Origin of the sequence: Candidatus Dechloromonas phosphoritropha (assembly GCA_016722705.1) — a bacterium.
GTDB lineage: Bacteria > Pseudomonadota > Gammaproteobacteria > Burkholderiales > Rhodocyclaceae > Azonexus > Azonexus phosphoritrophus.
On sequence record JADKGN010000004.1, the window covers coordinates 121,221 to 146,924 of the forward strand.

The 25,704-nt window shown below is 62.3% G+C and carries 23 protein-coding genes and 1 pseudogene; 11 read left to right on the top strand and 13 right to left on the bottom strand.

Annotated elements, in window-relative coordinates:
- The first annotated feature begins 113 nt into the window (after positions 1-113).
- From IPP03_06295 to IPP03_06310, 4 genes are read left to right on the top strand one after another with little or no spacing between them, the layout of a single operon-like run.
- Positions 114-1,058 carry a DnaJ domain-containing protein gene (locus IPP03_06295; GenBank protein MBL0352265.1) on the top strand — a complete coding sequence of 315 codons (945 nt, stop codon included), beginning with the start codon at positions 114-116 and terminating at the stop codon, positions 1,056-1,058.
- A complete protein-coding gene (locus IPP03_06300; GenBank protein ID MBL0352266.1) occupies positions 1,055-1,378 on the top strand; it encodes a hypothetical protein in 324 nt (107 codons plus the stop codon). Before IPP03_06295 ends, IPP03_06300 begins: the two co-directional genes overlap by 4 nt.
- Positions 1,379-1,409: 31 nt before the next feature.
- Entirely contained in the window at positions 1,410-1,889 is a 480-nt protein-coding gene (locus tag IPP03_06305; GenBank protein MBL0352267.1) for a DUF1003 domain-containing protein, read from the top strand.
- Positions 1,890-1,902: 13 nt separating this feature from the next.
- Complete coding sequence (locus IPP03_06310) at positions 1,903-3,606, top strand: ABC transporter ATP-binding protein/permease (protein ID MBL0352268.1); 1,704 nt, start codon at positions 1,903-1,905, stop codon at positions 3,604-3,606.
- Positions 3,607-4,357: 751 nt separating this feature from the next.
- Here the strand turns inward: IPP03_06310 and IPP03_06315 are convergent.
- Positions 4,358-4,516 (bottom strand): annotated as a pseudogene (locus IPP03_06315) (IS110 family transposase).
- A 417-nt stretch (positions 4,517-4,933) separates the two neighbouring features.
- Between IPP03_06315 and IPP03_06320 the strand changes: the two are divergent.
- Positions 4,934-5,203: a hypothetical protein gene (locus IPP03_06320; protein ID MBL0352269.1), complete on the top strand. Its 270-nt coding sequence runs from the start codon at positions 4,934-4,936 to the stop codon at positions 5,201-5,203.
- A gap of 255 nt (positions 5,204-5,458) precedes the next feature.
- Positions 5,459-5,866, top strand: coding sequence for a hypothetical protein (locus IPP03_06325; GenBank protein MBL0352270.1), 408 nt, complete (start codon positions 5,459-5,461; stop codon positions 5,864-5,866).
- A gap of 225 nt (positions 5,867-6,091) precedes the next feature.
- Here the strand turns inward: IPP03_06325 and lolD are convergent, their stop codons facing one another.
- Together lolD and IPP03_06335 are read right to left on the bottom strand one after the other, a co-directional pair.
- Positions 6,092-6,772 carry a lipoprotein-releasing ABC transporter ATP-binding protein LolD gene (lolD, locus tag IPP03_06330; protein ID MBL0352271.1) on the bottom strand — a complete coding sequence of 227 codons (681 nt, stop codon included), beginning with the start codon at positions 6,770-6,772 and terminating at the stop codon, positions 6,092-6,094.
- Positions 6,765-8,012, bottom strand: coding sequence for a lipoprotein-releasing ABC transporter permease subunit (locus IPP03_06335; protein ID MBL0352272.1), 1,248 nt, complete (start codon positions 8,010-8,012; stop codon positions 6,765-6,767). The genes lolD and IPP03_06335 overlap by 8 nt, the downstream gene beginning before the upstream one ends.
- Before the next feature lie 74 nt (positions 8,013-8,086).
- On the opposite strand from IPP03_06335, the gene IPP03_06340 reads away from it, so the two are divergent.
- From IPP03_06340 to IPP03_06360, 5 genes are all read left to right on the top strand, one after another.
- Positions 8,087-9,103, top strand: coding sequence for a hypothetical protein (locus IPP03_06340; protein ID MBL0352273.1), 1,017 nt, complete (start codon positions 8,087-8,089; stop codon positions 9,101-9,103).
- The gene (gene recJ / locus IPP03_06345; protein ID MBL0352274.1) at positions 9,100-10,788 is read left to right on the top strand and encodes a single-stranded-DNA-specific exonuclease RecJ; all 1,689 of its coding nucleotides are present in this window, start codon (positions 9,100-9,102) and stop codon (positions 10,786-10,788) included. Before IPP03_06340 ends, recJ begins: the two co-directional genes overlap by 4 nt.
- A 475-nt stretch (positions 10,789-11,263) precedes the next feature.
- Entirely contained in the window at positions 11,264-13,006 is a 1,743-nt protein-coding gene (locus IPP03_06350; GenBank protein MBL0352275.1) for a c-type cytochrome, read from the top strand.
- 96 nt (positions 13,007-13,102) lie between these two features.
- The gene (locus tag IPP03_06355) at positions 13,103-14,590 is read left to right on the top strand and encodes a type IV pili methyl-accepting chemotaxis transducer N-terminal domain-containing protein (GenBank protein ID MBL0352276.1); all 1,488 of its coding nucleotides are present in this window, start codon (positions 13,103-13,105) and stop codon (positions 14,588-14,590) included.
- Between the two features lie 88 nt (positions 14,591-14,678).
- A complete protein-coding gene (locus tag IPP03_06360) occupies positions 14,679-15,017 on the top strand; it encodes a pentapeptide repeat-containing protein (protein MBL0352277.1) in 339 nt (112 codons plus the stop codon).
- A gap of 143 nt (positions 15,018-15,160) precedes the next feature.
- On the opposite strand, the gene IPP03_06365 is transcribed toward IPP03_06360, so the two are convergent.
- From IPP03_06365 to IPP03_06410, 10 genes are all read right to left on the bottom strand, one after another.
- Positions 15,161-16,237: a carotenoid 1,2-hydratase gene (locus IPP03_06365; GenBank protein ID MBL0352278.1), complete on the bottom strand. Its 1,077-nt coding sequence runs from the start codon at positions 16,235-16,237 to the stop codon at positions 15,161-15,163.
- On the bottom strand, positions 16,237-18,681 hold the full coding sequence (locus IPP03_06370; protein ID MBL0352279.1) for an FtsX-like permease family protein: 2,445 nt from the start codon (positions 18,679-18,681) through the stop codon (positions 16,237-16,239). Before IPP03_06370 ends, IPP03_06365 begins: the two co-directional genes overlap by 1 nt.
- Positions 18,682-18,722: 41 nt before the next feature.
- Entirely contained in the window at positions 18,723-19,376 is a 654-nt protein-coding gene (locus IPP03_06375) for an ABC transporter ATP-binding protein (GenBank protein ID MBL0352280.1), read from the bottom strand.
- A 32-nt stretch (positions 19,377-19,408) separates the two neighbouring features.
- Positions 19,409-20,206: a DUF2189 domain-containing protein gene (locus IPP03_06380; GenBank protein MBL0352281.1), complete on the bottom strand. Its 798-nt coding sequence runs from the start codon at positions 20,204-20,206 to the stop codon at positions 19,409-19,411.
- Between the two features lie 489 nt (positions 20,207-20,695).
- Positions 20,696-21,763 (bottom strand): pseudouridine synthase, encoded by a 1,068-nt coding sequence (locus tag IPP03_06385; protein MBL0352282.1) that lies wholly within the window; start codon positions 21,761-21,763, stop codon positions 20,696-20,698.
- The gene (scpB, locus tag IPP03_06390) at positions 21,753-22,295 is read right to left on the bottom strand and encodes an SMC-Scp complex subunit ScpB (protein ID MBL0352283.1); all 543 of its coding nucleotides are present in this window, start codon (positions 22,293-22,295) and stop codon (positions 21,753-21,755) included. The genes IPP03_06385 and scpB overlap by 11 nt, the downstream gene beginning before the upstream one ends.
- Positions 22,264-23,166, bottom strand: a complete 903-nt coding sequence (locus tag IPP03_06395; protein MBL0352284.1) for a segregation/condensation protein A — start codon at positions 23,164-23,166, stop codon at positions 22,264-22,266. Before IPP03_06395 ends, scpB begins: the two co-directional genes overlap by 32 nt.
- 43 nt (positions 23,167-23,209) lie before the next feature.
- On the bottom strand, positions 23,210-24,409 hold the full coding sequence (locus tag IPP03_06400) for a tryptophan--tRNA ligase (GenBank protein ID MBL0352285.1): 1,200 nt from the start codon (positions 24,407-24,409) through the stop codon (positions 23,210-23,212).
- 6 nt (positions 24,410-24,415) lie between these two features.
- Positions 24,416-25,069 carry a site-2 protease family protein gene (locus IPP03_06405; GenBank protein ID MBL0352286.1) on the bottom strand — a complete coding sequence of 218 codons (654 nt, stop codon included), beginning with the start codon at positions 25,067-25,069 and terminating at the stop codon, positions 24,416-24,418.
- Positions 25,070-25,074: 5 nt separating this feature from the next.
- Positions 25,075-25,701 carry a threonylcarbamoyl-AMP synthase gene (locus IPP03_06410; protein MBL0352287.1) on the bottom strand — a complete coding sequence of 209 codons (627 nt, stop codon included), beginning with the start codon at positions 25,699-25,701 and terminating at the stop codon, positions 25,075-25,077.
- Between the last annotated feature and the right edge of the window lie 3 nt (positions 25,702-25,704).

The following is a 25,704-nucleotide window of genomic DNA, read 5'->3' on the forward strand; positions in this document are numbered from 1 at the left end:
GGATGAAACTGCCTGCAAGGTTGGCTGCTGGCCAAGTAGCGATTGTCGACGGCATAATCCAGGCGAACCGGCTCGTCCGGCAGTTGTCCGTCCAATCCTCTTCAAGGGCTGAAATGAAATACAAGGATTATTACCAGGCCATGGGGGTCGACCGTGGCGCCACGGCGCACGAGATCAAGAAGGCTTATCGCAAGCTGGCCCACAAATATCATCCCGATGTATCCAAGGACGTGCAGGGCGAAGAGAAATTCAAGGAGCTCGCCGAGGCTTATGCGACCTTGAAAGACCCGGAGAAGCGCCAAGCCTACGACAATCTGGGCCGCCGGCCGGCCGGTGAGCAATTCACGCCGCCGCCGGACTGGCAGCAGCAATTTCATACCGACGCAGCCGGCTTCGACGATGTCGACCTGTCGGATTTCTTTGCGGCATTCGGCCGGGCGAGAGGTGGCGGCAAGGCGCGGGAAGACTACCCGATACCCGGGCAGGACTACGAGATCGTGGCATCCGTTTCGCTCGAGCAGATCTATCGCGGCGGTGAAATCGACGTCCGTGCCGAACTGCCCGAGTACGACCAGAACGGATTGGCCCATCGCGTCGCGCGCACCTTTCGCATCACCATCCCGAAAGGCGCCGCCGATGGCCAACGTCTCCGGCTGGCCGGCAAAGGCGGGCCCGGGTTCAATGGCGGCCGTCCGGGCGACCTGTATGTCGCGCTGGCCTTGCAGCCGCATCCGCTGTACCGGATCGACGGCCGCGACCTTTACATCGATCTGCCGCTGACTCCCTGGGAGGCAGTCCTAGGTGCCGCGGTTCACATTCCCACCCTGGGCGGAACCGTGGAACTCAACGTCAAACCGGGCACCAGCGCCGGGCAAAAGCTGCGCCTCGCCAAACGCGGGTTGCCGACTACTGATGGCAGCGTTGGTGCGCTGTACGCCGTGATCAGGATTGAGGTACCGACCACACCTGATGCGACGGAACGCGAACTGTTCCAACAACTGGCAGCGACTTCCAAATTTAATCCTCGTCAGTACTTTGCGTCAGGAGCAAACTCATGAACAGGCAATTGAGCGATTCGATCTGGCTGAACGATACCGATGTCTGCGGGATTGATCTCTTGGCCGAGGTATCCGGGTTGTCGGCCGAGGAGATCGAAGACCTTATCGAAAATGACCTCATTACGCCGGTCGACCGCAGCAGCCAGCCCTATTTCTTCCAGCTCCGCTATGTCCTGACCGTCAAAACCGCACGCCGGCTGCGCGACGACTTCCAGCTCGACACACACGGTGTCGCGCTGGCGCTCACGCTGTTGCAGCGCATCTGTGATCTGGAGGCGGAGTTGAACGCTCTTCAGGCGAAACTGGGGCGCTCGACATGAGTCAGGATTGAACGAGAATAACGAGGGAAAAATGCAGACACCCGCACCGGACGCAACCCCTGCGAAGGCCGAACTGGCAAACACCGATCACTTGCGTTTCCACCGGCCCCACGCACATCTTGCCTCGCCCTTCGGCAATGACTGGTTCGCGCTTAAAGCCGAAGTATTTGCACGGTTTTTTGGTACGCCGGTATTTCTGGGAACGCAGACGATCATCGTTGCCATCTGGATCGGCGCCAACGCGCTCGCCATCACCAATTTCGACGTCTACCCATTCATTCTGCTGAATCTGGCCTTCAGCCTTCAGGCGGCCTATGCCGCGCCCCTCATCCTGCTCGCCCAGACGCGGCAGGCCGAGCGCGACAAGGTCCATGCCGAGGCTGACGCCCTGCACCGGGAGGCACTGGCCGCCGCCAATGAGCAGCGCCTGGCGATTGCTGCGGAAAATGCCGGGCAAAGCCTGACTGCCTCTGTACGCTGCCGCACATTCCGTCAATTGCATCTGGCGTAATAACGTGCAATCGATGAAGACACTCGACCGCCACCTATGGCAGCGCTTCTTGAGTATCGCCACCCCCTACTGGCGCCTGGAAGAAAAATGGAAAGCGCGGGGTCTGCTTACCCTGTTGGTGGCCCTGCTCCTGGCACAGACGCAGTTCGCGGTGCTGCTCAATGAAAAAACAGGTGAATTCACCTCAGCCTTGGCCGCCCACGATGAAGAGCGCTTCTGGACGGCTATCAAATTATCTTTGGCCCTGCTCGTGGCGGCCGTGCCGGTCTACGCCTTCTACTTTTACGTTCGCGACAAGCTCGGCATCCACTGGCGACGGTGGCTGACCAACCGTTTTCTGAACAGCTATTTCAGCAAACGGCATTTTTACGAACTGAATTCCAATACCACAATCGACAACCCGGATCAGCGGATCGCCGAGGACATCAACACCTTCACCATGCGCTCGCTCTACTTCCTGCTCATCTTCATCGGGTCGATTTTGCAACTGGTCGCCTTCAGTAGCGTGTTGTGGTCGATATCCACGGGGCTCGTTTATTTTCTTGCAGCCTATGCGGTCGCCGGAACTCTGATCACAGTGTTCATTTTCGGCAAGCCACTGATCGGCCTCAACTTCCAACAGCTCAGGCGCGAGGCGGACTTCCGCTTCAGCCTGGTGCGGGTTCGCGAGAACGCCGAATCGATCGCCTTCTACCGGGGCGAAGCCCAGGAATCCCTGACGGTCAAGCGGCGTTTTACCGAGGCGTTCAACAATTTCAACAGGATCATCCGGCAGCAACTCTTTCTCAACCTGTTTCAATATACCTACAGCATGCTGACCATTGTCCTGCCAAGCGCCATCATTGCCTCGAAAGTGCTGTCCGGGGAACTCGAGGTCGGCAGCGCCGTCCAGGCTGCTGGCGCCTTCGCGGCTGTTCTGACCGCCACCTCGGTGATCATCGATAACTTCGAAAACCTGAGTCGCTTCGCAGCCGGTGTTGACCGCCTGAACACCTTTTCGAAGGCCATGGTGGCTCACCCGACAAGTCGGGCGCTCAACCGGGACGTCATCGAGTCAGTGGAGAATTCGAGTCTGGCACTGGAAGACGTCACCTTGCAGACCCCGAATTACGAACGAATCCTGGTCAAGAATCTCTCGCTCACCGTCAAACCGGGCGACAGCCTGATGATCGTCGGCACCAGCGGTAGCGGCAAGAGTTCTCTGCTGCGCGCCATCGCCGGCCTGTGGCGCTCGGGCAGCGGCAAAATCATCCGGCCGGGGCCGGAGGAACTCCTGTTCCTGCCCCAGCAGCCATACATGTTGTTGGGCACACTGCGCAGCCAGCTTCTATATCCGAACAAGGAGATACCAATCCCGGATGCGGAACTCCTGCGGCTGCTGGAAAGGGTGAACCTCCCTGACCTCGCCGAACGATTCGGCGGTCTGGACGTGGAAATGGACTGGGAGAAGGTTCTCTCGGTCGGCGAACAGCAGCGCCTGGCCTTCGCTCGCGTGCTGCTGACCAAGCCGCGCTATGCGATCCTGGATGAAGCCACCAGCGCACTCGATATCCCCAATGAGGAACTTCTTTACCGGGAACTGGAGACTATCAAAACTACACTGGTCAGCGTCGGTCACCGTTCCACCATCGTCAAGTTTCACAAGCAGATACTGGAACTCACTGGAAACGGCGAGTGGCAGTCGCACACTGCTGAAGACTATGATGCCAGTCTGTAGCAGTCCATTACGCAGGGTTCTCGACAGGCCCACTGTGTGTTGTCGCACATACGCCAGGCAGCGCTGCGAATAAGATGCTTCCAGCGCTTCAGCGAATTGCATCCGGCCGAAGCGGTACGGTCATGGAGATCTGAAAAAATTGAATGCAGGCATCAAGACCATTCGCGCCGTGCTGCTCCGGTTGACAGAGCGACAACACAATAATGTCCTGGAGCAGAAGTACGCTTCCGCCGAACCGCCGCTACGCGCCGAACTTTTCAGCGCCGACCAGATGGAGAGGCACGGCAAGACGCTCGCCGACTCGCACAAGCTGCTGGCGACACCCATTAGCCGGTCCATGTCAAGCGAGCAAACAAATACGTGGCGGCGCCAGCCGCCATGTATCAATTTCTTCTCCCGTTTGCAGTTGCTGACCGCGTCCGTTTCTTCAATTCATGGCTGCGACGAATCGCGCCAAACGCCCCGAAGGAAGTCCTCTTGGGGGACACCCATCGGGATCAAGCGAGCGGCGATGAAGCGGCCGGTCGCCCTGGCGGCTTGGCCGCCCCAGAAAAACGTTGGTGCCGCAGCGTGTCCAATGGGTTCATCACAGACCCGTGGCTGCCGAAGACTCGGCGCCAATCCCTGGCTGGCTCGCGTTGCGGGCGATCCGTTGTTACCGCAAATCGGTGACGGCGACTTGGCATCCCATTCAGACCAAATGGCTGTTGCTCCAGTCCCCAAATCCGGGCTTGCCGGCCGCCGTCGTGACTCATGCGAAGCAGCGCGTCACGTCAAACGGTTTGCGCTCCTTCAAAATGTGGAAGCACGCCCGCGCCAGCTTGTGTGCCAGCGCCTTGATCGCCACCACGTTGTTCGTCTTCGCCTTCTTCCGTTCGTAGAAGCGCTTTGCCTCGGCGCAGTAGCGCAGCAATTGGTGCCTGGACGTCACCTTTGGCGAGGATGCCAGTCTGATTCGCCTGCGCAATGCCGTCCAGAATTTCTCCTTCTTGCGCCGCCTCGCCTTGAATCTCTTTCGCGCCGACAAGTCCCGCTCGATCAGCCTCCCCAGAAAACTCAAGACCGCTGCCTACAATCCGGCTTATCTGGCGAGCGCCCTAAAACTGCGCGAGATTTGATGCTCCAGCCCTGCGCGCTGGTGGGCTCGCCGGATGTACTGCGTCGGCCGCATGATATCATGCCATCACCGATGTGGGATTGAACAGGCCCACGATCGGTGTTCAGGCTACCGCATCGGCCAAGTCGGCAAAAAAGGGGCCGCATACCCGGGCGCCGGGGCAGTCTCGCCGGAGTCCGCCTGTACCAACCGAGCCAAAGGAGCATGTAAATGATCGACTCGAACCCCACCCTACACATCAGCCGCACGGCAGCTCTGATCGCCGGTGTGTTGCTGGCGTTGTCCGGCGCTGCCTTCGCCACCGAGCAGGCGCAACAGCGGCGCGAAGGCCGCGACGCGAACCAGGACGCGAAGCAGGATGCACGCCAGAACAAGGTCGACTGCAGGGCGGCCAACCAGCAGAGTAACGCGGCGTGCCGCCAGGAAAAGCGCGACACTAAGCAGGATGGTCGCCAGGAGAAGCGCGATATCAAGTACTGATCTGGCCGCCGGCTGCCTGGTTGGCGGCAGAAGAACAGTGGTTTGCTAGCCTCGGATACTCGTCGATATCCGAGGCGTGAACCGAACCAAAAGGGTCAGAGTGAATTGAAAAAACCCAATTCACTCTGACCCTTTTGGTCGCTTCCATCGAAAGGAGATCGCCTCTCATGTCAAACATTACACGGCGCTGATCGTCGCGAAGTGATTTCCACACCCCCACACGATCTTGTCCCGCCCCGGGGGTATCATGGCCTTATGACTACTTCCCCAACAACCAAGGCAACCCGCCCGGCGAAGCGCGACAACCAACTATCGACACGCCACCCAGAGCCATCGAAGCCGTTTCTGCGCTACTTCCATTCTGAGGACCTCCGCGAGCGGACCCTTTCCGTACTTGCCTTGCTTGAGGAGTCACCCGATGCCATCGCCCATCGTTGCGCCCTTGCTGACGTCGTGGTTGACCTGATGAAGAGCGGCCTCGACTGCTATTTCATGGGGCCTCTGAAGAAGGCAAAGGCGGGATTTGTGGTTGAGCAGTCAGCCAGAATGGGACTCATGGGTGCGCAGCAGGTGATCGGGTCAGTGATCCGCAACATCATCGGCAGAATGGAGGCGCCGCAACTGCTTTCGGTATGCGGCTCCATTCGCGAGTTCATGGTATGACAGTGGTAGTCTTGCGATTACTACACCACCGCTAATATGACAGGCCCGGGAACAGCGCCGCCTGACCGCTCACTGCAGTTAACTCCCTTCGGCCGCTTCTGAGTTCGATATCGTTGGGCATCAAGACAGGGATTGTGTCCAGGGAAAAAGATGACCGGAACACCACCCTGCTGCGGTCAACCGGAAATTACCCCTGTTTTTCGCCGAGCGGTTTTTCGCGCCGCCCTACTCGCCTACCAGCACCCCATCCTTCAGATACAGGATGCGGTCGGCCCGCGCCGCCAGTTGCAGGTCGTGCGTCACCATCACCAGGCTGGCGCGTTGCGAGCGGACCTGGCTGAGTAGCAGGTCGAATACGACGCCGGCTGTCTGGCGGTCGAGGTTGCCGGTTGGCTCGTCGGCCAGCAGGCAGGATGGCGAACTGACCAATGCCCGGGCGATCGCCGCGCGCTGGCGTTCGCCGCCAGAAAGCTCGCCGGGGCGATGCTCGAGGCGATGGCCGAGGCCGACGGCGGTGAGCATCTCGCCTGCTGCCTTTAGCGCCGAGCGGCGTTCCTGGCGACGGATCAGCAGCGGCATCGCGACATTTTCCAGCGCCGAGAATTCAGCCAGCAGGTGGTGGAACTGATAGACGAAACCGAGGTGCTTGTTGCGCCAGTCGCCGCGGTCGACCTCGCCCAAAGCCGAAAAATCGCGGCCCATCAGCCGCACGTTGCCGGAAGTCGGCGAGTCCAGCCCGCCGAGCAAGTGGAGCAAGGTGCTCTTGCCCGAACCGGAAGCGCCGACGATGGCGAGGGTTTCGCCCGCCGCGACCGCGAGATCGATCGCCGAAAGCACCGGCACTTCGAGGTTGGCGCTGCGGAAGACCTTGCCCAGCCGGCTGGCCGCCAGAATGATTTCACTCATAGCGCAGCGCCTCGGCCGGATTGACGCGGGAAGCGCGCCAGCTCGGATACAGCGTGGCGAGCAAGGCCAGCACGAAGGCGATCAGCGTGACGCCCCAGACGTCGCCCCATTGCAGGTCGGACGGCAGGTCGGAGATGTAATAGACCTCCTTCGACAGGAAATGCACACCGAATACCTGTTCGATGAAAGGCACGACAACGTCGATGTTGAGCGCCAGCGCGACGCCGCCGGCGATGCCGAGGCCGAGGCCGATGAAGCCAACCAGCGCGCCCTGGACGACGAAGATGGTCATGATCGACAGCGGCCGCGCGCCCAGCGTGCGCATGATGGCAATGTCGGCTTCCTTGTCGGTGACCGCCATGACCAGCGTCGACACCAGGTTGAAGGCGGCGACGGCGACGATCAGCGACAGGATGATGAACATCATCGTCTTCTCGATCTGCACGGCACGGAAGAAATTGGCGTGGCTCTTGGTCCAGTCACTGATATAGGCGTTGGCGTCGATCAGCCCGGCCAGTTCACGCGCCACGCGCGGCGCCTGGAACAGGTCATCAACCTTGAGCCGCACGCCGCTGACCCGGTCGCCCATCTGATAAAGCGTCTGCGCATCCTGCAGGTCGATCAGCGCGAGGCCCGAGTCATACTCGTACATGCCGACCTCGAAGATGCCGACCACCTTGAACGATTTCAGGCGCGGCAGCACGCCGGCCGGCGTCACCGTGCCCTGCGGGGCGATCAGCGTCACCTTGTCGCCGGTGAATACGCGCAGCGAGCGCGCCAGATCGGCGCCGAGGACGACGCCGAATTCGCCAGGGCGCAGGTCGTCGAGGCTGCCGCTCTTGATCGTCTTGCGGAAATCCGCGACGCGGTCTTCCTGCTCGGGATCGATGCCGCGCACCAGCGCGCCCTTGACCCCGCCGTCGACGGTGAACATCGCCTGCGACTGGACGAATGGTGCCGCCGCGCGGACTTCCGGATGCTGCCTGGCCTGCGCGGCAATCGCCGGCCAGTCGCTCAGTTCGCCATTGATGCCGGTGATCTGGATGTGCGACGCCACTCCGAGGATGCGCGTCCGCAGTTCCTTCTGGAAGCCGTTCATCACCGACAGCACGACAATCAGCGCGGCGACGCCGAGTCCAATGCCGAGCATCGAGATCAGCGAAATGAAGGAAATGAAGTGGTTGCGGCGTTTGGCGCGCGTATAGCGCAAACCGATCAGCAATTCGTAGGGCAGGGCCATGCGGCGTGGGGAGGCGTGAAAAGTCGCTATGGTACACTCTTCGCCTCCCCCGACGCCTGCTGGCCCGAATTACCGTGCATCTCACCCTGCTTGTCCCCGAACTGATCTGGCCCGAACCGGCCGACCAATTCACCCTCGGCAAGCTCAGCGCGCCCGGCCTCGAATGGCTGCTTGCCCGTGCCCAACTGGAACGCCAGCCGCGCCGCCCCTTCGAAACCGTTCTGGCCAACTGCTTCAAGCTCGCCGCCCCCCCCTTCGGCGCCCTGCGCCTGCTCGGCGAAGGCAGCGACGAAGCGCGCAGCGGCCACTGGTTGTGTGCCGATCCGGTGCACCTGCGCTTTCACCAGGAACGCATCATCCTTGTCGATTCCGGCGCCTTCGACCTTGCCGACGACGAGGCTCGGAGCATGGTCCAGGCGCTCAATGCCGAATTTGCCGACATCGGCCAGTTTCACGCTGCCAGCGCCACGCGCTGGTATCTGCGGCTGAATGCTGCGGTCGACCATCCGGTGGCGCCGCTTTCCGCCGTTGCCGGGCGCCGCGTCGATGGCGAACTGAACGGCAGCGCCCTGCCGCTGACCCGCTGGCTCAACGAGGTGCAGATGTTCCTGCACGGCCATCCGCTCAATGCGCGGCGCGAAGATACGGGTCGGCCGGCGATCAACAGTTTGTGGCTGTGGGGTGGCGGCACCCTGCCCTCGGCTATCGAACAAAGATTCTCGGCCATCTTCAGCGACGATCCGCTTGCCGCCGGCCTCGCCCGCGCCGCCGGCATAGCGGCGCATGGCCGGCCAGCCAGCTTATCGGCAATGCTCGCTCCAGCCGGCGCCAACCCGCTGGTCGTCCTCGACCAGTTGCTGCCCGCTGCTGTTCATGAAGACGGCGAAGACTGGCGCAGCGCTCTCGCGCAACTCGACGTCGACTGGTTCGCTCCGCTTAAAAAAGCACTCGGAAACCAGGTCGACCGCGTCACTCTGATCGCCCCCACCGTCTATGGCGAACTGCGCTACACGCTGAACGCCGGCGAGCGCTGGAAATTCTGGAAAAAAGGCAAACCGCTCGCCGTCACCGCCCAGGAACTCGCCGCATGACCCGCATCGTCGCCCGCAACATCCCGCCGCGCACCGTCTGGCAGCTCGAACAACAGGGCCTGCACCCGCTGCTCGCCCGGCTTTATGCCTCGCGCGGCGTCACCGACAAGGCCGAACTCGACTACGAGCTGAAATCGCTGCTTCCCCCTACATCGCTGACCTACGCGGTCGACGCCGCGAGGCTGCTGGCCGATGCGATCGAGGCCGAAGCGAAGCTGCTGATCGTCGGCGATTACGACTGCGACGGCGCCACCGCCACGGCAGTCGGCATGCGCGCCCTGCAGATGCTCGGCGCCGACGTCAACTTCCTGTTGCCCGACCGCTTCAAGCTCGGCTACGGCCTGTCGCCGGAAATCGTCGACCTCGCCGCGCAACAATCGCCCGACCTGATCATCACCGTCGACAACGGAATTGCCAGTATCGAAGGCGTCGCGCGCGCCCGCGAACACGGCATCGCCACGCTGATCACCGATCACCACCTGCCGGCAGAAACGCTGCCCGAAGCCGACTGCATCGTGAACCCGAACCAGCCGGGCTGCAACTTTCCGTCCAAATGCATCGCCGGCGTCGGCGTCATGTTCTACGTCATGCTCGCCTTACGCGCCGAACTGCGCGAACGCGGCTTCTTTTCTGACCGGCCAGAGCCAAACTTCGCCAGCCTGCTTGATCTCGTCGCGCTCGGCACCGTCGCCGACGTCGTCAAGCTGGACCGTAACAACCGCATTCTCGTCAGCCAGGGCCTGAAGCGCATGCGCGCCGGGCAATTGCAGCCCGGCCTCGCCGCCTTGTTCAAGTCCGCCGGGCGTGACCCGAAGAAGGCGACGGCGATGGATCTCGGCTTCATTCTCGGTCCCCGGCTGAACGCCGCCGGCCGCCTCGCCGACATGCGCCTCGGCGTCGAATGCCTGCTCACCGAGGATTGCACACGCGCCCTGCAGATTGCCCAGCAGCTCGACGCACTGAACCGCGAGCGCCGCGAGATCGAATCGGGGATGCAGGAACAGGCGCTGATCCTGCTCGAATCGCTGGACGCCAACGACGCCGCGCCCGGCATCGCGCTGTTCGATGAAAGCTGGCACGAAGGCGTCGTCGGCATTCTCGCTTCGCGCATCAAGGACAAGCTGCACCGCCCGGTATTCGCCTTTGCGCCCGGCGAGGGTGGCATCATCAAGGGTTCCGGCCGCTCGATCCCCGGCCTGCATCTGCGCGATGCGCTCGACCTCGTCGCCAAGCGCGCTCCTGGCCTGCTCGTCCGCTTTGGTGGCCATGCCATGGCAGCGGGCGCTACGGTCAACGCCGAAAACTTCGATAAATTTCGCGATCTGTTCGTTCAGGTCGTCGGGGAACTGCTGGCCCCGGCCGACCTGACGCGTACGCTGGAAACCGACGGTGCCCTCGAAGGCGGCTATATTTCCCTAGAAACCGCGCGCCTGCTGCAGAACGAAGTCTGGGGCCAGGGTTTTCCGGCACCGCTGTTCATGGACGAATTCGAGGTCGAACAGCAACGCGTGCTCAAGGAAAAGCACCTCAAGCTGCGCTTACGCAAGGGCAACGCGCGTTACGACGCCATCCAGTTCAATTTCGCCGCCCAGCCCGGCAACAGATCCCGTATCGCCTACCGGCTGGAAATCAACGAATACATGGGCGTCGAAACCCCGCAGTTGATGGTCGAGCATCTGGAGTAGGATCACGACCCTTCACGTGTCTCCCTGTCGCATGACTGACATTCAGTCATGCAACGCTTCAACGCTGCAATTTCAGATATCGTTCGGCCGAAGTGTCACTTTCGGCCACAAGCTGCCGTCGCGCAACCCGCGGTTAAGCCAGGAAGGTGGGATGATGGCATCGCTTGTTGCTCGATTTGCAACGAACAATGCGATGTCGATCAAAGTGCAGGAAATCCATGCACGGTGCGCGAAGTGCTTCTAGCGAAGCCGGTGGAGGTCAGGCCTGGACCTTGTCAGTAGATCCAGCCGAGCTCGGCCCCGCATGTTTCTTTATAGCCAGCAACATGGTTTTCTTGTCGATGATCAAGTTTGTATCTGTGCGAAAACCGCGTGTCCTCGACTTTGTGTTTACATTTGATTTCGATCAAGGTGAAATTTAATTCGCGTGCAATAGTACGTCGCCGATCAAATTTCAATAGAGGAGGAGGGACTTATGATTTCCAGAAATTCCAAGCGTTACCATCTGGCAGCATTGCCGGTCTTGACCATGCTTTGTCAGTTGGCTTTCGCGGAGGCACCGGTTACGCCGCCGGTTGCTCATGGCGATAGCACGCTGGTTGAGTATGAGGCCGCCGGCGGCTCGCCGCTGGCCAATGTGCCGATGCACCAGGACATCAATCCGAAGGCACCCAAGATGTCGGAGGCGGAATTCGACAAGGCCAAGCGCATATTTTTCGAACGCTGTGCCGGCTGCCACGGCGTGCTGCGCAAGGGGGCGACCGGCAAGCCGCTGACCCCGGACATCACGCTCGAGCGGGGTCAGGAATACCTGAAGACCTTCATCAAGTACGGTTCCCCCGGCGGCATGCCGAACTGGGGGACTTCAGGCGTGCTGAGCGATGACGAAGTGGACCTCATGGCGCGTTACATCCAGCAGACGCCGCCGGCGCCGCCGGAATTCGGCATGAAGGAAATGGAAGCGACGTGGAAGGTCATCGTCCCGGTCGCCCAGCGTCCGAAGAAGCAGATGAACAATCTTAATCTGCAGAACCTGTTCTCCGTTACCCTGCGTGACGCTGGCCAGATTGCGCTGATCGACGGCGACAGCAAGAAGATCGTCAAAGTCCTGGACACCGGCTACGCCGTGCATATTTCGCGCATCTCGGCATCCGGCCGCTATTTGTTCGTGATCGGCCGCGACGCCAAGGTTGACCTTATCGACCTCTGGATGGAGTCGCCCGGAATCGTCGCCGAAATCAAGGTTGGCATGGAAGCGCGTTCGGTCGAGAGTTCCAAGGCCAAGGGCTGGGAAGACAAATATGCGATTGCCGGCAGCTATTGGCCGCCGCAGTTTGTGATCATGGATGGCGATACCCTGAAGCCGCTGAAGATCGTTTCTACCCGCGGCACGACCGTGGGCAGGGGGGAATACCATCCCGAGCCGCGCGTTGCCGCTATTGTCGCTTCGCACTTCAATCCGGAGTTCTTTGTCAACGTCAAGGAAACCGGCATGGTCTACGCAGTCGATTATCGCGACCTGAACAACCTGAAGATCAAGATGATCGAGGCGGCGCCCTTCCTGCATGACGGCGGCTTCGAGTCGAAGCATCGCTATTTCATGGATGCGGCCAATGCCTCGAACAAGATTGCGGTCATCGACACCAAGGACGGCAAGCTGACCAAACTGGTCGACGTCGGCAAGACGCCGCATCCGGGACGGGGCGCCAACTTCGTCGATCCCAAGTTCGGCCCGGTCTGGGCGACGGGGCATCTGGGTGACGAAACGATTGCCCTGATCGGCACCGATCCGGAAAAGCATCCGCAAAACGCCTGGAAGGTCGTTCGTTCGCTGAAAGGCCAGGGTGGCGGTTCGCTGTTCGTGAAAACGCACCCCAAGTCGAAGAACCTGTGGGTCGATACGACGCTCAATCCTGATCCAGCGATCAGCCAGTCGATCGCGGTGTGGGACATCGCCAACCTTGATAAAGGTCCGGAACTGCTGCCGATCGGCGAATGGTCCGGCATCAAGGACGGTCCGAAGCGCATCGTCCAGCCGGAATACAATAAGGCGGGTGACGAGGTTTGGTTCTCGGTATGGAACGGCAAGGATCAGGAATCGGCCATCGTTGTGGTTGACGACAAGACGCGCAAGCTGAAGGCAGTCATTCGCGATCCGCGGGTGGTCACACCGACCGGCAAGTTCAACGTCTACAACACGCAGCACGACGTTTACTAGACCGATCAAGGCGTTTAAGTATAAAGAAGGGGGTTATGCCCCCTTCTTTTTTGCTTGGCATGGCGTTTTGCGAAAAATTTGAGGGGTTTAAAAAATTTGAATGCCCCGATAAAAGACAACGCTTGGGCACAGCGTGAGTTGTTATCGGACAGCCCCGTATTTTCCGGGTTGGCACCGACGAAACTCGACGAGTTGATCGGGGCAAGCCGCCTGCGTAACCTGGCGGCGCATGAGTATCTGTTCCGTGCCGGCCAGCCGATCCGTGAGGCGCATTTATTGGTCAGCGGTACCGTGAAGCGGTCGACGGTTCTGGGCGACCAAAGAGAGAAAGTCATCGAGTTGGCGCAATCCCAGCAGATTCTCGGCCTGGGTGAGTTGTTCGGGGCTAGCCGCTACGCCTGCTCCGCCGAAGCGATCACCCCCTGCCTTGTCGTCGCACTTGAGATGTGGAAGTTGCGCGCCGTGATTCGCACGGATCTTGACCTGAGCTGGCGGTTCGTCCAGGCACTGGCCCAGCGGCAATGTGCCGTCGAATTCGACGTGACGGGCCACCACTACGGGTTGACCGGCACGCAGCGGGTGCTTGACTACCTGATCGAACTGGCCGGAGGACATCCTGGCCTGGCCGGCGAAATCTCCGTCACACTGAACACCAGGAAGAAGGTCATCGCCTCGCGCATCGGCATGACTCCGGAAAGCTTGTCGCGGAGTCTGCGCCAGTTGAGCGATAGCGGCATCATCGTCGTCGAGGGGCGCAACGTGCATATTCAGAACGCAGCGTTGTTGAATACCGAAGTCGGCAACGCCAGCCAGCGGATGAATTTCTGCCGCAAGCCGAGAGCGGCCGGTGCCAAACTTGGCAAATCACTGTCACCCGGCGCCCTGATCAATCTTTGCGGTCGGCCGCGTGTGCTGTCACAGCGCATGGCGATGGCGTGGGCGCTGATCGGCCAGAACATCACACCGGCCAAGGCCATGGTCAGGTTGCGACGGTTGAATGTCCAATTCGAGCGGATGCTGGATCACTTGGAGAGTATCGGCTTGCCCGACCCTCTTGCCGGCCGGCTGGCTGTCGTGATGGATATATGGCCGCGCTATCAGCAGGCCATGTTCGAGACAGAACCGGCGATAGCCAGTGCTGCCTCGGTGCTCGACTTGAGCGAAGAGATCCTGGAAGCCATAGACCTCCTGGCTGACGAGGCTGCAAAACATTCTGCGTTGCCGGAGGGCCACTACGTCAATATTGCAGGCCGTAACCGTATGTTGTCGCAACGGATCACCAAATTTTTCCTGTTCCGGGAATGGGGGATATGTAGCGATGCGCTGCTGCAACGGATGGGGGACTCCTGGTATGAATTTGAAGAAAATCTCGGCGAACTGAAGCGGAGTGCGGCGAGCGTTCCCGAACTGGCCGCGCAACTCAAGGAAATTGCCGAGCAATGGCATGAGTTCCAAACCATTTTGTTGCCTAGTCTAGCCCACGCAAACACAAGCCGACATGCATTGGCGACGGTTGCCCAAGCTGAGCGTCTGCTTAGGTATGTCGATACCACCGTCAAGCTCTACGAGCGGCTAGCCGGATAAAAAACGGCCACCTCTTCGTGCTACCGACCTCCGCCATTGTGGTGCTGGCGGAACGGAGGCAGGCGACCTGCCGCCGGAAAACTACGTCGTGCCGCAGGCCACGACCGATCTTTCGCGTTTTGATTTCTCGCGCAAGAAGCTGGCGGGAAGGGATTGGCGTGGTGCGTGGCTGATCGGCGCCGATCTGTCCGCAGCCGATCTCACTGGTGCGGGAATGAAGCAGGCTGACTTCACCGATGCCAAGCTCAGGGCGACGCGACGGAAGAGCACGACCTTGCGCCACGCAATTTTTTCAAGGCGGACATACGGGGTAGCCGACCTGGCCAATGCCGACGTCTGGAACGCCAGCTTCGACAAGACGATCAATATGACCGACTCGGCACACGAGGGGCTGGTGGAACCCTTCGTCGCCAGGAACCGCAAGTAGCTGCCGCGGCTTTCCGGCTCGCGGGAAGCAACACATTGCATCTTCCGGCATGGCCAATCATGTCGCTATCAGCCAAGTTGCAGCCCGGCGCCTCATGGGCCCGGGCCGACGCTTATGGCGCTGGCGCATCCGACCCGCTCAGGTCAACCGAGCCTGATTCGCTCCCCGTAACCCGTCATCTCCAAATAACCGCGCCCAATTTCCCGCCCGCCTTCGCTCAGGCTGATCGCCCCCTCCCAGTAGATGGCGCCCGTCGAGCGGCGGCTGTCCAGTTCCTGGTCGTCCATCAAAGCATGCAGCAGGTAGCGGTGCTGGCCGATGCTGATCCGCCATTCAACCGGGTAGGTGATGCCGGTACGCGGTGATCGCCACTGACGCACGGGTTCGAAAGCGACCGCCTCCGCCGGCACGATCTCGCTGTCGCCATTGCACTGGCGGATGCTGGCGGCCGCCCATAACGCCTGGCTGCCCTTATTTCGCAGGCGGAATGCCATCAGCGCGCTGCCGTCATCGAAATTGACACCAATCCAGTCCCAGCCCTGTACTTCCTCGGGCAGCAGTTCGCTCGACCATTCGTGATCGAGCCAGGCGCGGCCGGTCACGCCCTGTGACTTCCCGTTCACCGTCACACTGCCGTCCACGGTGAGCTGCGGGCGGCTGTAGTAGTAACTGGCATGAACCGGGTCGCGTGCCTTGGCGCTGAACCCGGCCTCGCCGTTGGCGAGTGGCTGCCCGTCGGGAACGAAGTTGAGAACATAGGAAAATTCCCTGCCGCGGACTTCGGCCCGATAGCCGCCGCCACGCTGCTCGAAACGCCAGTCGCCGATCCAGACGCCGGTCTCGCCGATGGTAAAGCCGGCTCGCCCGAAGCCAACCCGTGCGGCACGCTCGTCATGGCGCAGGCGGCCAAACCGGGGATCGGCGACGGCTGCGTGGGCGAGGATCAGTTGGCGCGGAGCGAAGGCACTTGGGTTTGCTTCGCCAATCCCGGTGCGGACGCGAAAGAAGGTTGCCTGAAAACCCAGCGGACTGCCATCCGGCAGGGTCAGCCAGCCGGTGGCGTACCACCACTCGGTGCGGAAATTTGGGTGGGCACCGTAATCGGCGGGAAAGGCCAGCCGGCGACCGGGAACTACCTTGGCGAACTCAACTGCCTGGCACTTGGCTGACCACGTGGCGGGCAGGCCGGCCAGCATAAATAGGAAGTCGCGGCGCCGCATCACCAGTCCTCGCGCACGGCCAGCACCGCATCCTCGCGCATCGCCTGGCGGCCGGCGGCGACGGCAGCGAGGGCGGCCATGAGCACCAGTCCGGCGGCGAACACCGCCAGCGAACCCCAGGGGATGTGCAGATCCATGCTCCAGTGGAAGCTTTGCCGGTTGACCACCTCGATCAGCACGAGGCCGATAGCGCCGCCGGCGAGCAATCCGGCAAGGACGCCAACTCCGGCTGCCAGCGCGCCCTCCAAGGCGAGCATCCAGCCAATCTGCCGACGCGTCAGGCCGAGGTGGCGAAGCATACCGAACTCGCGCCGGCGTGCCGAAGCCAGCGCGGCGAAACTGGCGGCAACGCCGGCCAGACCAATGGCGACAGCGACCGCTTCGAGGAGATAGGTAACGGCAAAGGTGCGATCGAATATGCGCAGGCTGATCGCCCGAATTTCGCCCGGGCGGGCAATTTCCAGCACGCCGGGGCCAGCCAGCGCCGCCAGCGCATCGGCCACCTGGTCGGCGACGGCGCCGGGAGCGAGGTAGATCGCTGCATCGTTGACCAGGCGGTCGCCGGTCAGGCGACGATAATCAGCGAGATCGATCATGACGGCGCCGGTCTGCCGCGAATAGTCGCGCCAGACGCCGGCGACGTGCGCGCTAACCGCCTTGCCGGCGAGCGGCAGCATGACCTGCTGGCCCACGCGCCAGCCGTAAATATCGAGCATCGCTTCGGAGATCCAGATGGCCGGTTGCTCCCCGGACTGTGTCCTGCCGACCAGCGGCAGGTCGCTCCCATCGGCCGCCAGCGGCCGCGCGATCAGGGCCACGGGCGCTTCACCGGCAGCCAGACGCAGGTTGTCGTGGCGCGTGAACTTGCTGCGGTCGACACCGTTTACGGCCGAAATTCGCTCTTGCAGCGCTTCGTCGAGATAGCCGCCGGTCCTGGCCTGGCCGGCCCGCAGGTAGAGATCGGCGGGCAGGATCTCGGTCAGCCATTGATCGACCGAATCGCGGAACGAGGCGACCATGATCGCCATCGCCGCCGCCAGCGCGACACTGGTCAGTACGCCGGCCGCCGCCACCACGGCATGTCCCGGCGCCGCGCCGAGCCGCGCCGCGGCGAGGCGCGCCGGCACCGGACCGCGCTGCGGCAGGAGGCGGGCGATGCCTGCAGCGAGGGCCGGCAGCAACATGACACTGCCGGCCAGCAAGCAGGCGACGGCCAGATAGCCGCCAAGCGGCAATCCGTCGAGCGGCGGAATCGTGCATGCCACAAGGCTGGCCAGCAGTACCGCCAGTCCAAGCCACGGGTGGCCCCGGCCACCAAGCAGCGCCGCCTCGTCACCCGCCTTCAAGGCCTGGGCCGGCGCGACCGTCGCCGCCTCGCGGGCCGGCAGCCAGGCGCCGACGATACCGGCCAGCATGCCCAACGCGATGTAGAGCGCCGTCACTCGTGGCTGGAAGTTAAGACTAGGCTGAAGTCCGGAAAAAAAGCCAGCGCCCAGGTCGCCACCGAGCAGGGCCAGCGCCCCCCATGCCATGCCGTGACCGAGGATTACCCCGATCATACCGCCGGCCAGCCCGACCAGCGCGCCTTCCGCCACCAGCCAGGCGAACAGACTGTGGCGCGCCAGGCCGAGGGCGCGTAGAAAGGCAAACTCGGTTCGGCGGCGGACCACCGACAGTGCTTGCGCGGAAAAAACGAGAAAACCGCCGGTCAGCAGCGCGATAGCCGCCAGCAGGGTGAGATTGACCCGGTAGGCCCGCGACAGGTTGGCCGCCTGATCGGCGGCCGCTTCCGGCGCCTCGATCAGCACGCCGGCGGGCATGATGGCTTGCAGCGCGGAACGGGCTGCCTCGGGCGCCACGCCCTCGGCCAGCTTCAGGTCGATGCGCGTCAGGCGGCCGATCCTGGCAAAGCGCGACTGTGCCACGGCGATGTCCACTACCGCAAGGCGACGGTTCTCTACCGCACCCGGAATATCTCCGACGACCTTGAAAGTGGTGCTGCCGGCGCCCGACTGCAGCGTGACGGGGTCGCCCTGACTCAAGCTCAGCGCTTCCCGCGCCGCCGTACTGAGGAAGATGCTGTCGTCGGCCAGCGTTGCGAAGCGCCCTGCCCCGGCGGCCGGTCTGGGCAGCAGCGCCGGTGTCACCGAGGCTAGCGTGAAGACATCCACGCCGAGCAGGTGCACCGTCTCCTCGGAACCGGCGCGCCGCGCCTCCAGTTCAAGAAACGGGCTCGCCGCAGCCACTTCCGGACGACTGGCGACCAAGCTGTAGAGATTCTCGTCGAATCCACCACGTGGCCCGACCACATGCAGGTCGGCGTCGCCGGCCAGCGTCCGCAGGCCGCGGCCGAACTCGGTCAATGCCGCTTCATGCACCGCCTGAACTGCCATGCCGAGAGCGACGCCGAGGACGATCGCCACGAACGAAAAGAGTGTTGCCATCCGGCGCCTGGCCAGCGAACCCAGGAACACGAGCGCGAGTCTCAACCGAGCAATCCCTTGGCGGTCAGGAGCAGCACGCGATCGGCCGTCGTGGCAGCCTCTCGCGAATGCGTGACCAGAATACCGATCGCCCCGGCCCCCCGGATACGTTTGGCGAGCAGGGCCAGCACCCGGGCGCCGTTGGCAGGATCGAGGTTTCCGGTGGGTTCGTCGGCCAACACCAGGCGCGGGCGATGGACCAGGGCACGGGCGATCGCCACGCGCTGCATTTCACCACCGGAAAGCTCGCGTGGCCAGCTTGCCGCGCGGTCGCCAAGGCCGACCGCGTCGAGCAACTGCTGCGCCGGAGCATCGGCCGCGCTGCCGTACCGGCCCTGCAGCCAGAGCGGGAGGGCAACGTTCTGCAGCACGGTGAGGTGCGGCAGAACGTGAAACGCCTGGAAGATGAAACCGAGCCGGTCGCGGCGCAGGCGTGTGAGAGCATCCTCATCGAGGTCCCCGTAGTCGACGCCATCCAGAATGAGCCGGCCGCTGTCCGGACGGTCGAGTCCGGCGATGAGATTGAGCAGCGTCGACTTGCCGACGCCGGATTCGCCGACGATCGCCACATACTCGCCCGCGTTCAGCTTGAGCGACACCTCGCGCAGAACCTCGCGGCCATTGAACTGGCGAGAAAGACCCGCGATCTCGAGCAAGCGCTGATTCCCGGTTTGGCGACGCGCGAAGCTCAGTCGGCGTTCGGCGGGATCAGCGCCCGGTAAGCATGCCAGGTAGCGTGCCCGAGTACGGGAATCGTGACGACCAGTCCGGTGAACGCCGTTGCAAAGCCGATGCCCGCCAGCGTGACGATCAGGGCGGCCCACAGCAGCATGGGCAAGGGATTTTTCGCGACGGTGGCGAGACTGAGCAGCATCGCGCTGATCGCGTCCTTGTCGCGGTCGAGCATCAGCGGTACCGCGACGACGCTGATCGAGAAAATGAATGCGGCAAAGCCGCTACCGATCAACAGGTAGGCGATGACGAATTCCACGTTCTCGAACGCGAGGATCTCGCGCAGGAAATCATCCGCCGTCGGCAGTCCGCTGGAGTAGAACACTGCAAAGGCCACCATCGACGCCCGCGCCCAGATCAGGAAGACGACGCCGCTGACGAGCGCGAAAATCCCGAGATTCGAGAGATTGGCCCGCCAGATGCTCAGCGAGGGTTGCAGGCGCGGCACCTCGCCCGCTTCCCGCTGCCGCGAAAGCCCGTACAGTCCCATCGCTAGGCCCGGGCCGAGCAACATGAAGCCGCCGATCAGCGCAACGGTCAGAGAGTAGGCATGACCGTAAAAGAAGACGATGGCCCAACCCATGACGGCAAATGCGACACCATAGAAGAGACTGGCGGTCGGGGCCGCATAAAAATCCGAAAGCCCTTTGGCGAGCCAGGTGAAGGGCGCGCCGATGTGCACCCTGGCAATCGCCGCAAGGATCGAACCGGAATCTGCATCGGTCTCTGATGTTGTATCGGGGGGAAGCGTCATTTTCTAATCCTCCTTGGCGCAGGACGGCGGCTGCGAGAAATGGTGCCGTGGCCTTCCATCTCCATCCTGAAATCGTTTGCCGTGCCAATGCGCTGCCATAGTGCCAGCAGAAACGGATTATCCAAAGCGATTCAGGATTCGCCACCTCCTCCTGCCGTTCCGGTGACGCCGGAGCGAGTCTCCATGGCAACCAATGGATGTCACGGCAATGCGGCGAGGTTTCGTTGTCCTCGGCCCATTCGGCAACATCCAACCAGGTGTCGGCGCCACATGGCACGGCGCGCAGCGCCATCACGATCATCGCGCGCCGGCCCTATCCGCGGATCCCAAGCCCGGTGAATGCCTCATCCAGCGTCACGAATGCCCTCACCAAAGTCGAGCGCAGACAATACTTAAACAATGCCCTCAAGAACCTGAAATAACCGATTGATTAAAATATACTTTATTACAGTGTCTACGACGTCGGCCTTGGCGATGCCCTGGCAGGCTTCATACCTCTTCCCGGGGAACTGCCGGCTTGGTCGATTTCTCCAGTTCGCTCTGGAAAGCCTTGACTTCACCCTCATCCAGTTCGTGCACGCGGCCTCGTCTGAGTTGCGGCGGCAGACTGAACGGCCCGTAGCGAATCCGGATCAAGCGGCTCACCGTGCACCCGACCGCCTCGAACATGCGGCGCACCTCGCGGTTGCGCCCTTCGAACAGGGTCACGCGATACCAGCGGTTGGCCCCCTCACCCCCGGCTTCGTCGATGCTGGCAAAGCTGGCCGGACCATCGTCAAGTTCGACACCGTCGAGCAACAGCCGTTGCGTTTCCAGCGTGAGTTCGCCGAGAACACGCACCGCGTACTCACGGACCAGTTCCGAACTCGGGTGCATCAGCTTGTTGGCCAGTTCGCCCGAGGTGGTAAAAAGAAGAAGCCCGGAGGTATTGAAGTCGAGCCGCCCGACGGCGATCCAGCGGCCGCCGCGGATGCGCGGCAAGGCGGCGAATACCGAAGGCCGGCCTTCCGGATCGTCACGCGAGACGATTTCCCCTTCGGGCTTGTGATAGAGAACCACGCGCGGCGTCCGGGTCGAGGTGAATCGCACGTTTACCAGGCGGCCACCGATCTTGATCCTGTCGGTCGGCACCACGCTCTGACCGATCTGGGCCGTCACCCCATTGACGCTGATCCGGCCGGCGGCAATCCACTGTTCCATTTCCCGCCGTGAACCGATACCGGCCTGCGCCAGCACCTTCTGCAGACGTTCCGGCTTGGCTTCGGCCAACGGCCGGCCATCGCGGGCAACGCTGCCGCGATTCGCCCGCCCTCCCGTATTGGGTGCCGGGCGACGTCCTGGAGCCAGCGTTCTTGGAACGACTCCGGCATCGGCTTCGCGCCGCGGCGCACGCCCCCTTGGAGTTTCATTACCGCCCTTCACGGTTGCTTTCGCGATGTTCGCCACCTTGGCAGGAGCACCATCCCTTGGGGAACGGGCACGGTCGACTGCCTTTTCCGGCCGATTTTCGGAACCTGCCACCTTCGATTGGCGGAAAGGCGTGCGTTTAGTTTTCATGATTCAGTTCCAGTGTCTGACCGATCTGTTCGAGCGGCGGCAACTCGCTGACGCTGCGCAGCCCGAGATCGTCGAGAAACTTCTTCGTCGTCGCGAACAGCGCCGGCCTACCGGGCGTATCACGATGACCGACGACATCGATCCAGCCGCGCTCCTCGAGCGTCCTGACGACATTCGTATTCACCGCGACACCGCGGATTTCCTCGATGTCGCCGCGCGTTACCGGCTGCCGGTAGGCGATGATGGCCAGCGTTTCCAGCATCGCCCGCGAATATTTCGGCGGCTTTTCCGGATTCAGGCGCTCGAGGTATGGAAGGAATTCGGCCCGCGTCCGGAAACGCCAGCCCGATGCGAGCTGGATCAATTCCGCCGGACGCTCGGCCCATTCCTCGCACAGTTCGTCGAGCAGCTTGCGCAGGATATCGGGCGCCAGTTCCTCGTCAAACATCTTGCGCAGCTCGAGCGGCGTCATCGGCTCGCGGGCGGCGAGCAATGCCGCTTCAAGCACTTTCTTGACCAGACTCGCTTCCACCTTGATGCACTCTCAGGTAAATCGGCTGAAAAGCCTCGGATTGAGTAAATTCGACCAGCTTTTCGCGGGCCAGCTCGAGCATCGCCAGGAAATGCACGACCAGCCCCGGCACCCCCATGGCCGGATCGAACATCGTTTCGAACTGCACGAAACCAGCGCGCTCGCGCAAGACCCGGAGGATGATCCCCATGTGCTCGCGCACCGACAATTCCTCGCGGCCGATCTTGTGACGCGTTTTCAAGCTGGCCTGGCGCACGACGGCGATCCACGCCTGCCGGAGATCCTCCAGAGACACCTCCGGCAAGCGGACGTAAAGAGACTTCTCGACCAGCGTCTCGACCCAGAAGAATTCGCGCTCGGCCTGCGGCATTTCATTGAGCTTGAGCCCGGCCAGCTTCATCTGCTCGTATTCCATCAGGCGACGGATCAGTTCGGCACGCGGATCCTCACCCTCGTCACCGGCGCCCGCTTTCGGGCGCGGCAACAGCATGCGCGACTTGATCTCGATGAGCATCGCCGCCATGACCAGATAATCGGCGGCAAGTTCGAGGTTGCTCGCCCGCATGCTCTCGATATAGTCGAGGTATTGCCGGGTCAGCGGCGCCATCGGGATGTCGAGAATATCGACGTTGGCCTTGCGGATCAGGTACAGAAGCAGATCAAGCGGACCCTCGAAGGCATCGAGCATGATTGCCAGAGCGTCCGGCGGGATGTAGAGATCCAGCGGCAACTGCTCGAGCGGCTCGCCGTAGATGCGGGCAACCGGCGCGGAAAACCCGTTCCGGGAAAGATCGACCGTGCCCTGAAACGAGCATGCTTGAGGTGCAAGTTCCATGTTCAGCGGGCCGGAACGCGGCTCTGACCGCGGCATTGCCGGTTGAACGGACAGAAGCCGGTCGGCGCCTCGCTGTTCATCAGTGATATTCCAGACCCATCGACTCGCGCACGTCGCGCATGGTTTCGCGGGCGAGTTCGCGGGCCTTCTCGCAACCGTCGGCAATGATGTTGCGGACCAGCACCGGGTCATCCAGATAGACCTGCGCCCGCTCGCGCATCGGTGCCTGTTCGCGCAGGATGCCGTCGATCACCGGTTGCTTGCAGTCGATGCAGCCGATACCGGCGCTGCGGCACCCCTGCTGCACCCACTCCTTGCACCGCGCATCGGAATAGACCTGGTGCAGTTGCCAGACCGGGCACCTGTCCGGCTCGCCGGGGTCGGTGCGGCGCACGCGGGCCGGATCGGTCGGCATGCTGCGCACCTTCTTCGTGACCGACTCCCCTGATTCACGCAGCGTGATCGTGTTGTGGTACGACTTGGACATCTTCTGCCCGTCCAGACCCGGCATTCTCGAAGCCTCGGTCAGCAGCGCCCCCGGTTCGGCGAGAATCATCTTGCCGGTCCCTTCCAGATAACCGGACAGCCGTTCGCGGTCGGCCAGCGACAGGTGCTGGATCTCTTCGAGCATGACCCTGGCCCGCGCGATGGCCTCGCGGTCGCCCTCCTGCTGGAAGCGGGTCCGCAGATCCTCAAACCTGGCCTTCTTGCCGCCCAGTTTCTTGACCGCCTCGCGCGCCTTGTCCTCGAAACCCGGTTCGCGGCCGTACAGATGGTTGAAGCGGCGGGCGATTTCGCGCGAAAACTCGATGTGCGGCACCTGGTCCTCGCCCACCGGCACCTTGTCGGCGCGATAGATCAGGATGTCGGCCGCCTGCAGCAGCGGATAGCCAAGGAAACCGTAGGTCGACAGATCCTTGTTTTCCAGCTTTTCCTGCTGGTCCTTGTAGGTCGGCACCCGCTCCAGCCAGCCGAGCGGGGTCATCATCGACAGCAGCAGATGCAGTTCGGCATGCTCCGGCACCTTCGACTGGATGAACAGGGTCGCCTGTTTGGGATCGACGCCGGCGGCCAACCAGTCGATGACCATCTCCCACGTCGCCTGCTCGATGCCCTGCGGATTGTCGTACTGCGTCGTCAACGCATGCCAGTCGGCGACGAAGAACAGGCAGGGGTACTCGTGCTGGAGCCGGACCCAGTTCTTGAGGACCCCGTGGTAATGGCCGAGGTGGAGCGACCCGGTGGGGCGCATGCCGGAAAGGACACGTTCTGCGTACATGGTTGATCAGTAAAGCCCAAAAATGGATTCGATGGCCCGCGCCGCGAGTATTACCAGCGGATTCATGACGGCGCCGAGGATGCCGGTGAACAAAAGCACCAGCAAAATCGGGAAGCCCCAGCGCTCGATCTTCGCAAATTTCCAGGCCAGTGCGTGCGGCAGCAGGCTGACGGCGATCCTTCCGCCATCGAGTGGCGGCAGCGGCAGCAGGTTGAGCACCATCAGCACGCAATTGACGATGATGCCGATCTTGCTCATTTCGGAGAGTGGCAGCGTGAACACGTTGCCCGGCATCAGCCAGGCGAGCTTGAGCATGAAAGCCCAGCAAAAGGCCATGAACAGGTTGGCGGCCGGGCCGGCGGCGGCAACCCAGAACATGTCCTGCTTCGGGTTGCGCAGGCGGCTGAAATCGACCGGCACCGGCTTGGCATAACCGAACAGGAAGGTTCCGCCGGAAAACAGCAGGATAGCCGCGGGAATCAGGATGGTGCCGACCAGGTCGATATGGCGCAGCGGGTTGAGGCTGATGCGCCCCATCTGCCACGCTGTCGGATCGCCAAAGTGACGGGCGGCATAGCCGTGTGCTGCCTCGTGCAGCGTGATCGCGAAGATCACCGGCAGCGCCGAGATGGCGATGGTCTGGATAACGCCTTCGAGCATGCCGGTCAGTCCAGCCCGAACGGCGCGAGCGAACCGCGGCCGGCGCGGATCAGTTCGGGCATCCTGCCGGTCAGGTCGATGACGGTGGTCGGCTCGGTGCCGCAGTGGCCGGCGTCGAGAATCAGTTCGATCTGGTCGTCGAGACGATCCTGAATCTCCCAACCCTCGGTCAACGGTGCCTCGTCGCCGGGCAATTGCAGGGTCGTCGTCAACAGCGGTTCATTCAACTCCTGGAGCATGGCCAGCGCGACCGGATGATTGGGAACCCGCAGCCCGATCGTCTTGCGCTTGGGATGCATGACACGGCGCGGCAGTTCCTTGGTTCCTTCGAGAATGAAGGTGTAACTGCCGGGCGTCACCGCCTTGAGCAGGCGGTACTGGGAGTTATCGACGCGGGCGAAATGGGCGATTTCCGACAGATCGCGCACCATCAGCGTCAGGTGGTGGCGCTCGTCAATCTGGCGAATCAGGCGAATCCGGTCCATCGCCTCCTTGTCGTCGAGGCGACAGCCAAGGGCGTAGCAGGAATCGGTCGGCAGCGCGACGATGCCACCAGCGCAGATGTATTCGGCAGCCTGCGCCAGCAGGCGGTGTTGCGGCGAATCCGGATGAATATTGACGACGCGGGCCATGTC